Raw genomic sequence first — 15,401 nt, 5'->3', positions numbered from 1 at the left:
GCGTCGTGAGCAGCCCGAGCGCAAGCCCGGCCAGCAAGCCCGGCACGCCGCACAGCCTGGAGCGCCTGGTGCAATGCCTGCGCCTATTGCCGGGCGTGGGGGCCAAGTCGGCCGCGCGCATGGCCTACCACCTGCTGCAGCACGACCGGGACGGGGCGCAACAACTGGCCCAGGCCCTGCTTGATGCCGTGCACAAAGTGCGCCATTGCGAGCGCTGCCACACCTTTTCCGAAGCTGCGTTGTGTGTGACCTGCGCCGATCCTGGGCGTGACCAGGCTCGGCTGTGCGTGGTCGAAACCCCGGCCGACCAGGCCGTGATGGAGCGCACCGGCGCCTACGATGGGCTGTACTTCGTGCTGCAGGGGCGGCTGAGCCCACTCGATGGCATCGGTATTGCCGAGCTGGGCCTGCGCCAGCTGATGGAGCGCGCCAGTGAGGCGGCCATTGAAGAAGTCATCGTGGCCACCAGTTTCACCGCCGAGGGCGAGGCCACGGCCCACGTCATTGAGCAGGCGCTGCGCAAACGCGGCATCCGCACCACGCGCCTGGCGCGCGGCGTGCCCGCCGGCGGCGAGCTGGAATTCGTGGACTTGAGCACCATCGCCCACGCGCTGGCCGATCGGCACTGAGCGCCTGTGCGGTTTCAGGTCTCTCGGTATCGGAGTTGTTGAGATTCAATATTGCGGCAGTGTTTTCGCTCAAAACCCGCAGATGCCGCGTTTTCGCTTTGCATCTGCGGCTTTTTTGCCTCGAAAACCGCTTCGCAAACCCAATCTCAGCAACCTGTTGGGAAACGACATCTAGAAAGTGCGCGCCGAACCAAAGTTAAAGGAGACACGCCATGCCCGCCACCATCCGCCTGCTGACTGACACCGACCTGCCCGCCTACAAAGCCCTGCGCGACGCCGGCCTGCAAAACGACCCCGAAGCCTTCACCTCCGACTTCGACACCGCCAGCGCCCTGCCCGCAGCCACTTACGCCACGCGCCTGGGCCAGCCGCCCGACGACCACTTCATCCTCGGCGCCTTCGCGCCCGACGGCGCCATGCTGGGCGCCGTGGTGTGCGAACGCCAGGCGCGCCTGAAAAAACGCCACGAGGCCACGCTGGCCGGCATGATCATCACCCCCGGCGCACGCGGGCGCGGCATAGGCAAGGCGCTGCTGCGCCAGTTCGACCGGCTCGTGCGCCAGCTGCACGGGCTGGAGCACATCGTGCTCAGCGTCACCGCCAGCAACACAGTCGCCGTCAAGCTGTACGAAGGCGCGGGCTTCGTGCGCTACGGCCTGCTGCCTCGCGCCATCAAGCTGGGCGATCGTTACTACGACAAGCTGCTCATGTTCAGGCAACTTTGACAGGAAAAAGCCGTTCGCGTTAGGGTCTGTTGAGAATTAGTGGGAATTGATGACAGCCACTGCCAAGTAGATGGCCGCGGCGAAGCTGGTGTCGCTCTTGTCGCTGCGCATGGCAATGTGCTTGAAGCTGCTGGATCAGCCAGTTGGCATCGAATGCCTTGTGAGCCAGCAAGGAACCCAGCTTCATGCCATCGATCAGCTCCCGAACGCCCTTGCTGTTGTGACGCTGGCCGGGCATCGGCACGAACTTCACCAGGTTGCCCTGCACGTCACACAGGGCCAGTACCTTGGGTGCTCATACCCCCTCGCGAGCGCCCTATGGCCTGGCTTTGAGTCCCCTTTTGCGCCTTGTCTGTGACGGTGAACTTTGACGATCGTGGCATCGACCATCACGTACTCCATATCGGGTTCACCGCTGAGCGCAGCGAACAGCCATGTGGAACATGGACCTTGAACCAATCCCGATAACGCTTGAACACGGTGTCCCATTTGCCAAACTCTGCGGGCCAGATCGCGCCACGGGCTGCTCGTGTGCACTATCCACAGCACCGCTTCGACAAACAAGCGGTTGCCAGCGCCACTTCGCCTCACATCGCTGGCTTGCCAAGACAATGGGGGCTATCAGTTGCCACTGCCGATCACTCAATACTTTTCTTTGCATCGCCGCATTGGAACAAAGTGGCTGCCAATTCTCAACAGCCCCTAGGCGGCCCTGGATTGAGCAGCTCCACGCGCCCAAACAAGGTTTCCAGAGCCAGAAAACACCACGGGCCTGCGCTGCCGTTAGCGGCAGTCACAGGCCCGTTTTCAATGGCGCTCACCTGCCGGGGCAGGCCGGCGCGATCAGTGGAACTGCTCTTCCTCGGTCGAGCCGGTCAGTGCCTTGACGCTGGAGGAGCCGCCCTGGATGACGGTGGTCACGTCGTCGAAGTAGCCCGCGCCCACCTCCTGCTGGTGGGACACGAAGGTGTAGCCCTGCTCGCGCGCGGCGAACTCGGGTTCCTGGATCATTTCCACATAGTGCTTCATGCCTTCGCCGCGTGCGTAGGCGTGGGCGAACTTGAAGGTGTTGTACCAGTTGCTGTGGATGCCCGCCAGCGTGATGAACTGGTACTTGTAGCCCAGCGCGGAGAGCTCGTCCTGGAACTTGGCAATGGTGGCGTCGTCCAGGTTCTTCTTCCAGTTGAAGGAGGGCGAGCAGTTGTAGGAGAGCAGCTTGCCGGGGTACTTGGCGTGCACGGCTTGGGCGAACTCGCGTGCAAAGCCCAGGTCGGGCGTGCCGGTCTCGCACCACACCAGGTCGGCGTAGGGCGCGTAGGCCACGCCGCGGCTGATGGCTTGCTCCAGACCGTTCTTGACGCGGAAGAAGCCCTCTTGCGTGCGCTCGCCTGTCAGGAAGGGCTTGTCGTTGGCGTCGTGGTCGCTGGTGATCAGGTTGGCGGCTTCGGCGTCGGTGCGGGCCAGCACGATGGTGGGCACACCCATCACGTCGGCGGCAAAGCGTGCGGCGATCAGCTTCTCGATGGCTTCCTGCGTGGGCACCAGCACTTTGCCACCCATGTGGCCGCACTTCTTCACGGCGGCCAGCTGGTCCTCGAAGTGCACGCCGGCCGCGCCAGCGGTGATCATGTTCTTCATCAGCTCGAAGGCATTGAGCACGCCGCCAAAGCCCGCTTCTGCGTCGGCCACGATGGGCAGGAAGTAGTCGATGAACTCGGCATCGCCTGGGGTGATGCCGCGCGCCCACTGGATTTCATCGGCGCGCTTGAAGGTGTTGTTGATGCGGCGCACCATGGTAGGCACCGAGTCATAGGCGTACAGCGACTGGTCGGGGTACATGGTTTCGCTGGTGTTGCCGTCGGCGGCGACCTGCCAGCCACTCAGGTACACGGCCTCCAGACCGGCCTTGGCCTGCTGCATGGCCTGGCCGGCGGTGATGGCGCCAAAAGCGTTCACATAGCCCTTCTTGGCACCGCCGTTGACCTTGGCCCAGAGCTTTTCAGCACCTTGGCGGGCCAGCGTGTATTCGATGTGCTGGCTGCCGCGCAGGCGAATCACGTCAGCGGCGCTGTAGTTGCGCTTGATGCCTTTCCAGCGGGGGTTTTCTGCCCAGTCTTTCTCCAGGGCGGCAATTTGTTGTTCGCGAGTGAGCGATTGAGTCATCGGGATACTCCTGATTGTTGAAAAGAAGGGAAACGTGCAACGAAAAATCAGATGCCCGTACTGTAGCGGTAGCCCAGGGGCGTATTGGACATCTTATGTCTTATATAAGACATAAATTTTGTGCAATCAAATCAATGCATTGAGGCGATCATTCCTTCTTGAAAAAGCCTCTTTCGCATTGTGGCATATTTGTTGCGTTGCAGCATGATGCAATTTCATTGATTGAGCTTTGTGTTCACATTATGAAAATTTGCCTGCACGCAGGCTGCGGCATGATGCGGTCAGCCCGTCCGCTGGCCGATAGGCTTGAATGCGTACGGGGCTTGTGTTCCCCCAAAGCTTTGACAACGCGCATCGCTGTGTGCTTTGCTTGCGGGCGCCTTGCCGCCATTGCCGATGTTTCGCTTTTCTTCCTCCCCCCGTTTGTTGGCCTATGGCTGCCTGGCGGCCTCAATGGCGCTGGTGGGCAGCTATGTGGCCTTGTCCAAGCCGTTGGCGGCGGTGTTTCCAGTGCTGCTACTGGCTTGGCTGCGTTTTGGCATTGGCGCGTTGGCGATGCTGCATTGGCTGAAAAGGCCGCTGCATGAGCCGCCGATGACGCGCCAGACCCGTTGGTTGCTGTTCTGGGAGTCGTTTCTGGGCAATTTCCTGTTCACGCTGTGCATGATTTCGGGCGTTCAGCTCAGCGGCGCTGTGGCGGCCGGGGTCATCATGGCCGCCATCCCTGCCGCGGTGGCGCTGCTGTCCTGGGTGTTGCTGCGCGAGCGTGTGGCGCAGCAAGTCTGGGCGGGTGTGGCTTGCGCCGTGCTGGGTATTGGTTTGCTGGCCATGGCTCCCGAGGCCGCGCCGCCAGCTGCGCAGGCCAGTGCCCAGGCGCGCTTCCAGGCCGTTCCGCACGGTCAACTGGCTTGGCTGGGCCATCTGCTGTTGCTGGCGGCGGTGTTGTGTGAAGCCAGCTATGCCGTCATCGGCAAGAAGCTCACCGCCAGCCTGACGCCACGGCGCATCAGCGCGCTGATCAATCTGTGGGGCTTTGTCTTGAGCCTGCCATTCGGGTTGTGGCTGGCCTGGGGCTTTGATTTTCGCGCCGTCAGCCCAGGTCTTTGGCTGCTGTTGGTGTTTTATGCCCTGGCCGCTTGTATGTGGACGGTTTGGCTGTGGATGACGGGGCTGCGCAGTGTACCGGCCGCGCAAGCCGGCGTGTTCACTGTTTTTCTGCCCATCAGCGCAGCGCTGGTCGGGGTGCTGGTGCTGGGCGAGCGCCTGTCCGCGCTGCAGTGGGCAGCGCTGGGCACGGCATTGCTGGGTGTGGTGCTGGCTACCTGGCCGGTGCGTGGGCGAGGGCTTGCATGAGAGCCTGTTCAAAATCTTTGCACGGCGATCAAGAGCGCGGATTTGGGCGCTCTGCTGCGTTGCAAAGCCTCGCCATAGCCCCAGCTATGGCTGCGTTTTGCGCCTTGCAGCCCACCCCAAACCGCTTCTTGCCCACTCGCGCCGAGATTTTGAACAGGCTCTGAGAGCCGGTTTGGGCTCAACGGCGGATGCGTTGCTGCGCCGGCGGTGGGTACAGCGCCTGCAGGGTGCCCATGGCGATTTCGCTGATGCAGGCTTGCAGCGCGGCCTGGGTGTCGGGCATGGCTGCCGTCGCCATGGCAGAGCCGTGGCGGCTGCCGGTGGCAGGGGCGGCTGCGTCGCCGTCTGCGCGCAGGCGCTGCCAGATGGCGTGTAGCTGGGGCAGGCGAGGCTGCAGCTGTTGCGCCAGGGTGTCGTTCCAGTGCGCCGGGGTTTCCGTCTCGGTGAACAGGCCGCGGCCACGGCCGAAGTGGGCGATGGCCAGATATTGCAACAGGCTGCCGTGCAGCAGGGCGTCTAGAAACTCCTCCGAGAGTGTGACTTGGTGCTCGTTGTGGGCGCGCAGCTTGTTCAGGCCCAATGCTGCGCCGGCGAAGGCTGCAGCGCCGGCCAGCGCGCCCAGCACGGCGCCCATGCCCATGCTCAGACCGCCGGTGGCCAGGTCGGCGCCCAGACCGCCAGCGGCCCCGCTGCTCAGCGCCCCCCACAGGCCCATGCGGCGCATGTCCAGAGGTTGCTGCACAGTGAAGTGGCTGCTGAGCTGCTCGCGGATGCTTTGCCCGGCCCGGCCATCGAGCCGGTGCAGCTGCAACAGGGCTTCGTGGCAGCGCTGCTCCTGGCGCTGCACCTGTAGCAGCAGTTGCTGCATGGCCTGCTGCTCGGCGGTTTCGGGCGCCGAGGGCGTGCCAGGTTGCAGGATTTTCTTGATGCCACTCCAGGGCAGGCCGGCGCCGCTGGTCTGGGCCACGGGTTGGTGGGCCTGCGCAGCTTCGATCAGCAGCGCGGCGATGTGCTGCATGCTGTCGGCAAAGCGTTGCTGGTTGGCGGCCTCCCATGCGGTGACCAGGCGCTGGTAGCCGGGCTGCTTGGCCGCAGGCAGCAGCGGTTGGACAAGGTGCAGCAGGCGCTGTTCATGAATCCAGCTGCGAGTGAAGGCATCGAGCGCGAGCACGCCTTGCACCATGGGTGCGTAGCGCGCCAAGGCCGATGACCATAGGCGCAGGTCGGCATCTTGCTGGGCGATGGTTTGCGGCGCGCCCAGTTGGTTGAGCAGCACGATGGCGGGCTTGCCCAGCCAGCGCAGCAGGTGCATTTCGGCGTCGAGGTAGCCGACGTCGTCCGGGTGCTCGGCCGCATTGACCAGGTACAGCACCACGTCGGCGCTGTCGCGCGCCGCGCGCAGGGCGTGCTGGCTCATCCAAAAGGGCTTGTCGCGCCAGCGATCCCAGATGTTGCTGAGAAACCAGCCGATGGGGTTGGACTGCTGCTGCAGACGCTGGTGCAGCCGCACCGAGTCGCCAAAGCCAGGCGTATCCCACAGGGTCAGCGTATCGCCCTCGCTGGTGCGCACCAGCACATGGGCATCGGCCGAATCGGTGACGTGCGCGGCGTCGCGGATGTCGCCCACGTCCTGCCCCAGCAAGGTGCGCAGCAGCGTGGTCTTGCCGATGTTGGTGTGCGAGATCAGGCACAGCTGGACGTGGGTTCCGGGGGCGATGGCAATGACATCCTGGGCCATGCGGTGTTATCTCCTGGGCAGGTCTGTGCCGATGAATTCGACGTGCAGTCCGTGGTGCTCGACAAAGGTTTGCCACAGGTGGCAGCGCTCGGCCAGGCGCTGGCGCGCGGCCTCGCCCGGGCCCAGGCGCTGGGCCAGCTCGTGGCCATACAGCCAGACGCTGCGCGCCCCGCTCACGTGGGCATCGAACTGGCGCAACACGCTGCCATGGGTTTCTTCCTCTGGGGTGGCCGAGAGATTGAACAGCAGCGCCTGCAGGCTGGGTGTGTGCGATTCGAGCGTATTCCTGAAATAGTCGCCGCCATGGCTGGCTTGATCGCCATAGGCCAGGCTTGGGCCGAAGTGCAAGTGGGCGGCGGCGCCGAACTGCTGCTGCACGAAGTGCCGGATGTGCTGCTGGCGGGCCTCGTCCAGCGACATGCTGAATGGCAGCACCAGAATGTGCGTGGCATCGCTGGAGAAGTCGCGCACCAGGCCTTGGAAGTAGGGTTCGGCCAGTGGCAAATGCAGCGCGCGCGACTGGCGCAACGCCGCACTCCAGTGCCAGGCGGCCAGCAGCAGGCGCGGCACGACCACCACCAGGGCCAGCAGCAGGCTGTAAGCCAGGATCCATTGCTGGCCGCTTTGCTGCTGGCCAGCCGGCCAGGCTTGCAGCCGCTCGATCTGCTCGATTGACCAGGGGGCCATGCCCAGCAGCTGCTGGGCCGGCCAGCTCAGCGTATTGGCCAGGGCCTGCATCTGCGGCGCACTCAGCCAGGTGCTTTCCCAACCGATGCGGTATTCCACGAACATGCCCGTCACCCACATGGCGGCAATCATGCCCAGCGCCAGGGCAGCGGCGCCCAGGTGCAGCCAGGCGCGCAGCAGCCGGGCTTGGCGCGCCTGGCGATAAGGCGTCCAGTCCTGCACAAAGTGCTGATAGACCTTGCGCAGGCGCTCGTCCTGCATGGCCAGGGTGCTGCGCGACCACCAGCGCAGCGCTGGCTCCCAAGGCGCAGCGGTCGGCGCAGCCAGGGCCGCCGGGGCAGGGCGCGGTCGCCGCAGCCGCCATAGGCTGCGCAGCAGACCGCTGGCGTAGAGCAGCAGATTCCAGCCAACGATGGCCAGCAAGGGCAGGGCCACCAGGTTGAGCCGGTGAGGCTGGCCCAGTTTCTCGCTGGCAAAGCCCAGCAGCAGGGCCAGCACGGGCAGCCACCACAGCCATTGCGCGACGCGAGGCGGTTTGCGCAAGGCCTGCAGGCCAGGGGCGCGGGCATTGGCCGCTTGCAGCAGATGCTCGGCGCGGCGCACGAGCAGGCGTTCGAGTTGGCGTGGCTGCGCCGCCGTGCCGCTGCGCGGTGTCGGTGCCTCGTGCAATGCCTTTTCAGTGGCGGCGCGCAGATCCTGGGCGTTAAGCAGTGGTGCCGCAGCGCTGGTCGTGTCGGCATGGCACTGCTCGAGGGCCTTGGCCAACAATACGTCGCGGTATTGTTGTTCGTTCATGGTGTCGCGAAGCTGCCTGCAGATCGGGGCGGTTGGTGGGGCGGTATAGCGCGGATCAGGGCGCCATCGAAAGTGAAAGTGACGCGCTTGTGCGTTGGAGGCAGGGCCCCAAGCGCCGCCTGGGTAAGTCAGTCAATCGGAGTGTTCCTGGGGATCCTTGGCTTATGATAATCGGTCTTTGAAAGCCCAATGCCATGCGCAAAGCCCTGCCCAGCCCCCCGTCAGCGTCCGATGCGCAGCACGATGAGGGCGTGCCTGTTTCCGTCAAGATTCGCGAGCGCCTGAAGGCGCAGCAACGCCGCTTCAACGCCAACGACAACATCGCCGATTGCATCGAGCCTGGTGAGCTGTCTGAGCTGCTCGATGAGGTTGAGCAGAAAATGCAGGCGGTGCTCGACAGCATGGTGATCGACACTGAAGGCGATCACAACACCCGCAACACCGCGCGGCGCGTGGCCAAGATGTACCTCAACGAAGTGTTCAAGGGTCGCTATGTGGCCGCGCCCGAGATCACCGAGTTCCCCAATGCCGAGCGCCTCAACGAGCTGATGATTGTGGGCCCGATCACGGTGCGCAGCGCATGCAGCCACCACTTCTGCCCTGTGATGGGCAAGGTCTGGATCGGCGTGCTGCCCAATCAAAGCACCAACGTCATCGGCCTGTCCAAGTACGCGCGACTGGTCGATTGGGTGATGGGGCGGCCGCAGATCCAGGAGGAGGCCGTGGTGCAATTGGCCGACCTGATCATGGAGCGCACCCAGCCCGACGGGTTGGCCATCGTCATGGAAGCCAGCCACTTTTGCATGTCTTGGCGTGGCGTGAAGGAAATGGACAGCAAGATGCTCAACTCGGTGATGCGCGGCGTGTTCCTCAAAGACGCCAGCCTGCGCCGTGAGTTTCTCTCCCTGATACCCAACCGCAGCAAGGGCGCCTGACGTCAGGCGCTTGCGGGTCATGCCGGCGCGGGTCGGCAAACAGTGCTTGAGCCCGTCCCCAGAAAAGGAGTGCAGCCATGTTAGTGCAATTGGCCTATGCCAGCCTTGTCGCCCCGGATGCGGCCCCTGCCGTCAGCGCCATTCTGGCCAGCGGGCGCCGGCACAACCAGCAGCTGGGCATCAGCGGCGTGCTGTGCAGTGGCTTTGGCATGTATCTGCAGGTGATGGAAGGTGAGCGCGCCGCCGTTAGCCAAACCTACGCGCAGCTGCTGCAGGATGCCAGGCACCATCAGGCTCAGCTGCTGTACTGCGTGGAAATCAGCGAGCGCCAGTTCGCCAATTGGACGCTGGGCCACGTCAAGCTGGAGAGGTTGGGGACGCCGTTCTTGCTGAAGTATGCCGAGCGCCTGCCGCTCACACCTGGGCAGTTATCGGCCATGTCGGTGCGCGCCATGCTGCTGGATTTGGCCGCCACGGCGGCGATTGCCCATAAGTAATCAGACAGGCTCCAAGGGCGCCGTCGCCCAGCTCAGCCCCGGTCGTGGTGCGGGGCCTGGGCGTTGCCAGCCGCCGGTGTGGCGGGGCTGCGCTGCTCCAGCATTTGGCGCAGCAGTGGAATGGTGATGGCCCGCTGGGTGCGCAGTGCATGCGCATCGAGCTGGGCCAGCAAGGCGCTGAGGCTGGAGAGATCGCGTGCAAAGCGTCCGAGCAGGTACTGCGCCACCTCGTCACTGAGCGTCACGCCGCGCTCTTGCGCCTGGCGCTGCAAAACCTGTTGGCGCTGTGTGTCGTTGAGTGGCTGTAGCGCAAAGCCCAGGCCGCTGCCCAGGCGCGAGCGCAAATCCTCGCGCAGTGGCAGATCCACTGGCGGGGCATCGCCGGCGGCCAGCACCCAGCAAGGTGGGCCTTCGCCAGGGTGCGTGGCATTGATGAACCAGTTGAAGGCGCACTGCTGTGTGGCCGGGTCGAACCGCCCGACGTCGTCGAGCAAAATGGCGCGCCAGCGCGGGTTGAACTCGGGCTGCGCACCTGCGGCCTGCAGCGTGTCGGGCCGCAGCCAACCCACGGCCAGCCCAGCCTCCTGCAGGGCCAGCGCCACCGATTGCAGCAAATGGCTTTTGCCCGTGCCCGCAGCGCCCCACAAATAGACCGGCAACGGCGCGCTGGCCGGGGCGGGCGCCGTCAGCTGCGCGATGCCTTCCTGCAGGCACTGCACCGCTGCCTCGTTGCCGCAGGGGTCGAAGCGGGCAAAGCTCGGTTGCGGGGTCAGGCCAATGTCCAGTGCCAGTTGCTCCATGCGGGTGTGGGTGTGTGATGTCATTTCACAAGTCCAGCTTCATTCTCAGGCGCGTTGCTTGCCGGCTTTGCCTTGGAAATGCCATGGGGGTGTGGGTAGGGCGCCGTCAAAGGAAAGGGCCTGTGCGCTCTTGGGCGCCCAGCCCTCCCTTAGAATGCGGGCCGATTCTAATGCCCGCCAAGCTGCTGCCGTGTGCTTGGCGGGTTTGCCTTGCCGGGGTTTGGCGCGCTGCGTGTGCGACGCCGCCCGGTCTTCCCCCAAAGCCCTGCCGCTGGCCTGTTGTCGGGCTGGCCCGATTGCGTTTCTTTCATGAGCTCCACCCCTTCTAGTGCGCCCAAGCCACTGACCTATAAAGACGCTGGTGTCGACATCGACGCTGGAGATGCCCTGGTTGACCGCATCAAGCCCCTGGCGCGCAAAACCTTGCGCGAAGGCGTTTTGGGCGGTATTGGCGGCTTTGGCGCGCTGTTTGAAGTGCCCAAGAAGTACCAGGAGCCGGTGCTGGTCAGCGGCACCGACGGCGTGGGCACGAAGCTCAAGCTGGCTTTCGAGTGGAACATGCACGACACCGTGGGCATCGACCTGGTGGCCATGAGCGTGAACGACGTGCTGGTGCAAGGCGCCGAGCCGCTGTTCTTTCTGGACTACTTCGCCTGCGGCAAGCTGGACGTGGACACCGCCGCCGCCGTGGTCGGCGGCATTGCCAAAGGCTGCGAGGAAAGCGGCTGCGCGCTGATTGGCGGCGAGACGGCGGAAATGCCCGGCATGTACCCCGAGGGCGAGTACGACTTGGCTGGTTTTGCCGTGGGTGTGGTCGAGAAGTCGAAGATCCTCGACGGCCAGCAGATCGCCGCTGGCGATGTGGTGTTGGGCCTGGCCAGCAGCGGTGTGCATTCCAATGGCTTTTCACTGGTGCGCAAGTGCATCGACCGCGCTGGCAGTCAATTGCCGGCCACGCTCGATGGCAAGCCGTTCCGAGAGGCGGTGATGGCGCCCACGCGCCTGTATGTGCGCAGTGTGCTGGCCGCACTGGCGCAGCACCCCATCAAAGGCCTGGCGCACATCACCGGCGGCGGCCTGCTGGAGAACATCCCCCGCATCTTGCCAGATGGGCTGGGCGCGCAACTGCAGGCCGGCAGCTGGCCGAAAAGCGAGCTGTTCGCCTGGCTGCAGACCACGGCTGGCATCGACGATGTGGAAATGAACCGCACCTTCAACAACGGCATCGGCATGGTGCTGGTGGTTGCGCCCGAGCAGGCCCAGGCCGTGGCTCAGACCCTGCAGGCGCAGGGTGAGACGGTGCACACCATTGGCCGCATCGTGCCGCGCGATGCGGCCGCCGCTGCCGTGACCGTGGTTTGAAGAACGTGCAGCTGCCCAGCACCCCTTCCTCGATGCCTGCGCCCGCCCCGGTTGCGGCGCAGGCGGCCATCCATGGCGCGGCGCCCGTGGCCAGCGCCGGGCTGGACAGCCACGTGGCCATGCCGATCCGCGCGGCCAGCTACGTGCTCATGGCCGCAGGCCTGTTGCTGGTCATGGTCGTGGGGGGCTTGCCGGGGCTGCTGGCCGCCTGCCTGGGGTTCTTGCTCACGCGCTGGATCAACACCTTGCTGGTGCGGTTGGTGCGCCTGCGCTGGCGTCACCCGCCGGCCAGCGTGCTGCGCTGGATGTCCAGCCTGGCCTGCACGCTGGTCATCATCGGCCCGCTGCTGGTGCTGTTTCTCACGCTCAGCCGCTATCGGGGCGTGTTGCTGACTGCGCCGCACCAGTTCACCGAGCTGACCGATTACGTGGCGCGCGTGGTGCTGGAGTTCCGCAGCAATTTGCCCGAGGACATCGCCAGCATGCTGCCGGCCGAAGCCGAGGACTTTCAGCGTACCGTGGCCTTTTACCTGTGGTCCAAGGCGGCGGCCATGGCCAACGCCGGGCGGGTGTGGCTGCTGGGTTTTTTGTATGCCTACGTGGGCCTGCTCATTGGCGCGTTGGCCGCTGTGCGGGTGCACACCAGCTGGCATGCGCCGCTGACCGATGCCCTGAAGCTGCGCGTGGCGCGCTTTGGCGAGGCATTTCGGCAGATCGTCACCGCCCAGTTCTGGATCGCCAGCTTCAACACCGCGCTCACGGCACTGTTCCTGCTCGTGATCCTGCCGCTGTTTGGTATGGAGTTGCGTTACACCCCGGCGCTGATCACGCTGACCTTCGTGGCCGGGCTGGTGCCCATCGTCGGCAACCTGCTGTGCAACGTCGTCATCACTTTGGTGGGGCTGTCGGTCTCGCCGATGACGGCCCTGGCCTGTCTGGCCTTCCTGGTGTTGATCCACAAGGCCGAGTACTTCATCAACGCCAAGGTGGTCGGGCAGAAGACGCACATTGCCGTGTGGGAGTTGCTGGCCGTGATGTTCCTCAGCGAGGCTTTGTTCGGTCCTGCCGGCTTGGTGGCAGCGCCATTGTTTTACGCCTATCTGAAGAAAGAGCTGGAGGCGGCGCGATTGGTGTAGGCCACATCCCAACCCTTGCCCTTGGCGCAAGGCAGCAAGGCAGCAAGGCAGCAAGGCAGCAAGGCAGCAAGGCCTCAGAGCCTGTTCAAGGCCTTGGCGCGAGCGAGCAAAAAATGGTTTGGGATGCGGCCTGCAAAGAGCCAAGCGCAGGCGTGGCCAGTGGCCCGGCGAGGCAATGCCATGCCGCAGACCGCCCAAACCTGCTTTGTTGCCGGTCCGTGCCAAGGCCCTGGAGCAGGCGCTTTCAGCGCAGCCGCCCCAACAAGGCCTTGCGCGCCAGCGCCAGCATGATCAGCGCCGCACCATTGGAGATCAGCTCGATGGCCAGAAACAGGCCCAGCACGACAGTGGCCGATTGGGGAAAGCCGCTGAAGATCATGCCGACCAACGCCAGCGAGAGCAGGCCCGACAGCAGCAGCGCCCAGCGCGCCGTGCTGCGCGGCTGACGCAGTGCGAAGGCGATGCGCAGCACGCCGCTGACGATCAGGATGACGCCCACCACCACGGTCAGCGAGACGATGCCGCTGAGCGGCTTGGCCAGCAGCTCGATGCCCATGATCAAGGCCACCAGCCCAAGCAGCACGCTCATCAGGCGGCCGCCCTTGCCGCGCTCGCGCAGCGCCGAGAGCAGGGCCACTGCCCCCACGGCCACGAAAGTCCAGCCCACCAACAGTTCAGCCGTCAAGGTGGCAGCAAACGGGTTGAACAAGGCCAGCACGCCGCCCAGCAGCGATACCAGGCCGGCGAACATCCAAAACCACCATGCGGACGTCATCTGTTTCTCCTCTCGAAATAAATCAATGGCCGTGGCCCCAGGCAAGCCATCCCATAACACGCTCTAAATCTCAACACCCCCTGGAGCGCAGGGGGATGGGCCGCAACAAAAGTCGCCGAGCCTTGGGGCAGCTCGCATTCTGCGGCAAAACCCGCTCAAGCCCTGTCGCGCCCCGGTTGCGTTGCGATGCGCCCATTGCGCAAAAGCGCGTATGCTGCGCCGGCATTTGAAATGACCAATCACTGTGGAATGCACCATGACATCTTCTGCGCAGGCGCGACCTTTGCAAACCTTGGTTTATGCGGTTTTGTTGACCATCATGATTGGTTGGCTGCTGCATCTGGGGCAGGGCGTGCTGACGCCCATCCTGGTGGCCTTGATCGCCGTCTATATCCTGGTGACGGCGGCCGATTGGCTGGGGCGCTTGCCAGGGCTGCGGCGCTGGCCCGCCTGGGCGCGGCGCACACTGGTGCTGCTGGGCTTTGTGGCGCTGGTTGTGACACTGATCAACATCATCGTGGGCACGGCCGAAAGCGTGCTGGCCGCCGCGCCGCGTTATCAGGCCAATCTGGAGCAGATCTTCACGCGGGTCACCACGGCGCTGGAGCTCGATCAAGAGGCCAGTTGGCGCAGCATCCGCAGCGCCACGGTGGACAAGCTCAACCTGCAGGCTCTGTTGGGTCGCGCCCTGGGCTCGGTAGGCACCTTGCTGAGCCTGACTCTGCTGGTGATCATCTACATGGCCTTTTTATTGGGCGAGCGCGGCCGCTTCGCGCACAAGCTGGCCGTGGCCATGTCCGGCGCCGGCGCACAGCAGACGCAGCAAATCATCCGCGAAGTCAATAGCCGCATTGGCAACTACCTGGCCACCAAGACCTTGATCAATGTCGTGCTCGGCGGCCTGTCCTTTGCTGTGATGTGGTGGTTCGGCGTGGACTTTGCGCTGTTCTGGGCGCTGATCATCGCCTTGCTGAACTACATCCCCTATGTGGGCTCGTTCCTGGGTGTGTGCTTCCCCGTGCTGCTGACACTGGCGCAATTTGGCTCATTGCAGACCACGCTCACAGTGGCCACTTTGCTGACGGTGGCGCAGCTGTACGTGGGCAATGTGCTGGAGCCGCGCACCATTGGCCGCCAGGTCAATCTCTCGCCCGTGGTCGTGTTGGTGGCCTTGTCGCTGTGGTCCAGCCTGTGGGGCATTGCCGGCGCCATCCTGGCCATCCCGTTGACGGCCATGCTGGCCATCATCCTGGCCGCATTCCCGGGCACGCGGCCGTTGGCCATCTTGCTGGCCGACGACGTGCAGGTGTTCGAAGAGGAGGAGCGCACCGCCGCTGCGCGCTTGCAGTGAGCCGCTGCATCAACGCGCCGGCGCAGGCCGGGTCCTGAACAGGGCCACGCCCATGCCCAGCGTCACCAGCAGCAGGCCTGCCATGGTGGCCAGCGCCGGTTGTTCATGCAGGAACAGGGCGGCAATCACCGTGGCCAGGCCGGGCACCAGCGCGGCAAACAGGCTGCCTACGGCAGGGCCCAGCAGCAGCACTGCCTGGCTGTACAAATAAAGGGCCAGGATGGAAACGAAAAAGCCTTGGTAGACGATGTGCGGCAGCAGCAGCTGCAGTGGCTGTGCCATCAGGGCCAGGCCTTTGGCGTGAAGGTACAGCGGCGCAAATACCAACGGGAACCTCTAAAAACCGGGCAATTCCTGGACTTCCAGCCCCAACACTTCACGATCTGAAAAAAACCGGATCAAGAAGCCCTTTTTTAGAGCGCGTTTGAGCCCATTTCCCTCCTTTTCCTCACGCA

14 protein-coding genes and 1 pseudogene are annotated in these 15,401 nt (G+C 64.4%); 8 read left to right on the top strand and 7 right to left on the bottom strand.

Annotation, left to right across the window (positions count from 1 at the left end; all coding sequences use genetic code 11):
- Positions 1 to 5 precede the first annotated feature (5 nt).
- On the top strand, positions 6 to 629 hold the full coding sequence (gene recR, locus CLI93_RS13960) for a recombination mediator RecR (protein ID WP_095542719.1): 624 nt from the start codon (positions 6 to 8) through the stop codon (positions 627 to 629).
- Positions 630 to 841: 212 nt separating this feature from the next.
- Positions 842 to 1,354, top strand: coding sequence for a GNAT family N-acetyltransferase (locus tag CLI93_RS13955; protein WP_095542720.1), 513 nt, complete (start codon positions 842 to 844; stop codon positions 1,352 to 1,354).
- Positions 1,355 to 1,390: 36 nt separating this feature from the next.
- Here the strand turns inward: CLI93_RS13955 and CLI93_RS13950 are convergent.
- Positions 1,391 to 2,015: pseudogene (locus tag CLI93_RS13950) on the bottom strand (IS5 family transposase).
- A gap of 182 nt (positions 2,016 to 2,197) precedes the next feature.
- Positions 2,198 to 3,517, bottom strand: a complete 1,320-nt coding sequence (gene aceA / locus CLI93_RS13945) for an isocitrate lyase (protein ID WP_095542721.1) — start codon at positions 3,515 to 3,517, stop codon at positions 2,198 to 2,200.
- Positions 3,518 to 3,970: 453 nt separating this feature from the next.
- On the opposite strand from aceA, the gene CLI93_RS13940 reads away from it, so the two are divergent.
- Complete coding sequence (locus CLI93_RS13940) at positions 3,971 to 4,870, top strand: DMT family transporter (protein WP_420823131.1); 900 nt, start codon at positions 3,971 to 3,973, stop codon at positions 4,868 to 4,870.
- Between the two features lie 178 nt (positions 4,871 to 5,048).
- Here CLI93_RS13940 and CLI93_RS13935 read toward each other — a convergent pair whose 3' ends face one another.
- Both CLI93_RS13935 and CLI93_RS13930 read right to left on the bottom strand, forming a co-directional pair.
- Positions 5,049 to 6,608 carry a DUF3482 domain-containing protein gene (locus CLI93_RS13935; protein ID WP_095542723.1) on the bottom strand — a complete coding sequence of 520 codons (1,560 nt, stop codon included), beginning with the start codon at positions 6,606 to 6,608 and terminating at the stop codon, positions 5,049 to 5,051.
- A gap of 6 nt (positions 6,609 to 6,614) precedes the next feature.
- Positions 6,615 to 8,090, bottom strand: coding sequence for a DUF2868 domain-containing protein (locus CLI93_RS13930; RefSeq protein ID WP_095542724.1), 1,476 nt, complete (start codon positions 8,088 to 8,090; stop codon positions 6,615 to 6,617).
- A gap of 194 nt (positions 8,091 to 8,284) precedes the next feature.
- On the opposite strand from CLI93_RS13930, the gene folE reads away from it, so the two are divergent.
- Both folE and CLI93_RS13920 read left to right on the top strand, forming a co-directional pair.
- A complete protein-coding gene (folE, locus tag CLI93_RS13925; protein WP_095542725.1) occupies positions 8,285 to 9,025 on the top strand; it encodes a GTP cyclohydrolase I in 741 nt (246 codons plus the stop codon).
- Positions 9,026 to 9,102: 77 nt separating this feature from the next.
- Positions 9,103 to 9,522 carry a BLUF domain-containing protein gene (locus CLI93_RS13920; protein WP_095542726.1) on the top strand — a complete coding sequence of 140 codons (420 nt, stop codon included), beginning with the start codon at positions 9,103 to 9,105 and terminating at the stop codon, positions 9,520 to 9,522.
- A 32-nt stretch (positions 9,523 to 9,554) separates the two neighbouring features.
- On the opposite strand, the gene hda is transcribed toward CLI93_RS13920, so the two are convergent.
- Complete coding sequence (gene hda, locus CLI93_RS13915) at positions 9,555 to 10,322, bottom strand: DnaA regulatory inactivator Hda (protein WP_095542727.1); 768 nt, start codon at positions 10,320 to 10,322, stop codon at positions 9,555 to 9,557.
- A 309-nt stretch (positions 10,323 to 10,631) separates the two neighbouring features.
- Between hda and purM the strand changes: the two genes are divergently transcribed.
- Both purM and CLI93_RS13905 read left to right on the top strand, forming a co-directional pair.
- Entirely contained in the window at positions 10,632 to 11,684 is a 1,053-nt protein-coding gene (purM, locus tag CLI93_RS13910; protein ID WP_095542775.1) for a phosphoribosylformylglycinamidine cyclo-ligase, read from the top strand.
- 119 nt (positions 11,685 to 11,803) lie between these two features.
- The gene (locus CLI93_RS13905; RefSeq protein ID WP_238945850.1) at positions 11,804 to 12,820 is read left to right on the top strand and encodes an AI-2E family transporter; all 1,017 of its coding nucleotides are present in this window, start codon (positions 11,804 to 11,806) and stop codon (positions 12,818 to 12,820) included.
- A gap of 244 nt (positions 12,821 to 13,064) precedes the next feature.
- Here CLI93_RS13905 and CLI93_RS13900 read toward each other — a convergent pair whose 3' ends face one another.
- Positions 13,065 to 13,595 (bottom strand): HdeD family acid-resistance protein, encoded by a 531-nt coding sequence (locus CLI93_RS13900; protein ID WP_095542729.1) that lies wholly within the window; start codon positions 13,593 to 13,595, stop codon positions 13,065 to 13,067.
- A gap of 256 nt (positions 13,596 to 13,851) precedes the next feature.
- Between CLI93_RS13900 and CLI93_RS13895 the strand changes: the two genes are divergently transcribed.
- Entirely contained in the window at positions 13,852 to 14,946 is a 1,095-nt protein-coding gene (locus CLI93_RS13895) for an AI-2E family transporter (protein ID WP_095542730.1), read from the top strand.
- Between the two features lie 9 nt (positions 14,947 to 14,955).
- Here CLI93_RS13895 and CLI93_RS13890 read toward each other — a convergent pair whose 3' ends face one another.
- A complete protein-coding gene (locus CLI93_RS13890) occupies positions 14,956 to 15,228 on the bottom strand; it encodes a DMT family transporter (protein ID WP_238946649.1) in 273 nt (90 codons plus the stop codon).
- Between the last annotated feature and the right edge of the window lie 173 nt (positions 15,229 to 15,401).

This window comes from Vandammella animalimorsus, from assembly GCF_002288875.1.
In the GTDB taxonomy this organism is placed as follows: Bacteria; Pseudomonadota; Gammaproteobacteria; order Burkholderiales; family Burkholderiaceae_C; genus Lampropedia; species Lampropedia animalimorsus.
This window is presented reverse-complemented; position numbering and strand designations above follow the sequence as displayed.

What these genes read in the sequence shown, in the direction of transcription:
- CLI93_RS13940 (WP_420823131.1), top strand. Translation starts at nt 3,971, where the DNA reads ATGGCGCTGGTGGGCAGCTATGTGGCCTTGTCCAAGCCGTTGGCGGCG.
- CLI93_RS13930 (WP_095542724.1), bottom strand. Translation starts at nt 8,090, where the DNA reads ATGAACGAACAACAATACCGCGACGTATTGTTGGCCAAGGCCCTCGAG.
- CLI93_RS13905 (WP_238945850.1), top strand. Translation starts at nt 11,804, where the DNA reads ATGCCGATCCGCGCGGCCAGCTACGTGCTCATGGCCGCAGGCCTGTTG.
- purM (WP_095542775.1), top strand. Translation starts at nt 10,632, where the DNA reads ATGAGCTCCACCCCTTCTAGTGCGCCCAAGCCACTGACCTATAAAGAC.
- CLI93_RS13890 (WP_238946649.1), bottom strand. Translation starts at nt 15,228, where the DNA reads ATGGCACAGCCACTGCAGCTGCTGCTGCCGCACATCGTCTACCAAGGC.
- aceA (WP_095542721.1), bottom strand. Translation starts at nt 3,517, where the DNA reads ATGACTCAATCGCTCACTCGCGAACAACAAATTGCCGCCCTGGAGAAA.
- folE (WP_095542725.1), top strand. Translation starts at nt 8,285, where the DNA reads ATGCGCAAAGCCCTGCCCAGCCCCCCGTCAGCGTCCGATGCGCAGCAC.
- CLI93_RS13920 (WP_095542726.1), top strand. Translation starts at nt 9,103, where the DNA reads ATGTTAGTGCAATTGGCCTATGCCAGCCTTGTCGCCCCGGATGCGGCC.
- CLI93_RS13935 (WP_095542723.1), bottom strand. Translation starts at nt 6,608, where the DNA reads ATGGCCCAGGATGTCATTGCCATCGCCCCCGGAACCCACGTCCAGCTG.
- CLI93_RS13955 (WP_095542720.1), top strand. Translation starts at nt 842, where the DNA reads ATGCCCGCCACCATCCGCCTGCTGACTGACACCGACCTGCCCGCCTAC.
- hda (WP_095542727.1), bottom strand. Translation starts at nt 10,322, where the DNA reads ATGGAGCAACTGGCACTGGACATTGGCCTGACCCCGCAACCGAGCTTT.
- CLI93_RS13900 (WP_095542729.1), bottom strand. Translation starts at nt 13,595, where the DNA reads ATGACGTCCGCATGGTGGTTTTGGATGTTCGCCGGCCTGGTATCGCTG.
- CLI93_RS13895 (WP_095542730.1), top strand. Translation starts at nt 13,852, where the DNA reads ATGACATCTTCTGCGCAGGCGCGACCTTTGCAAACCTTGGTTTATGCG.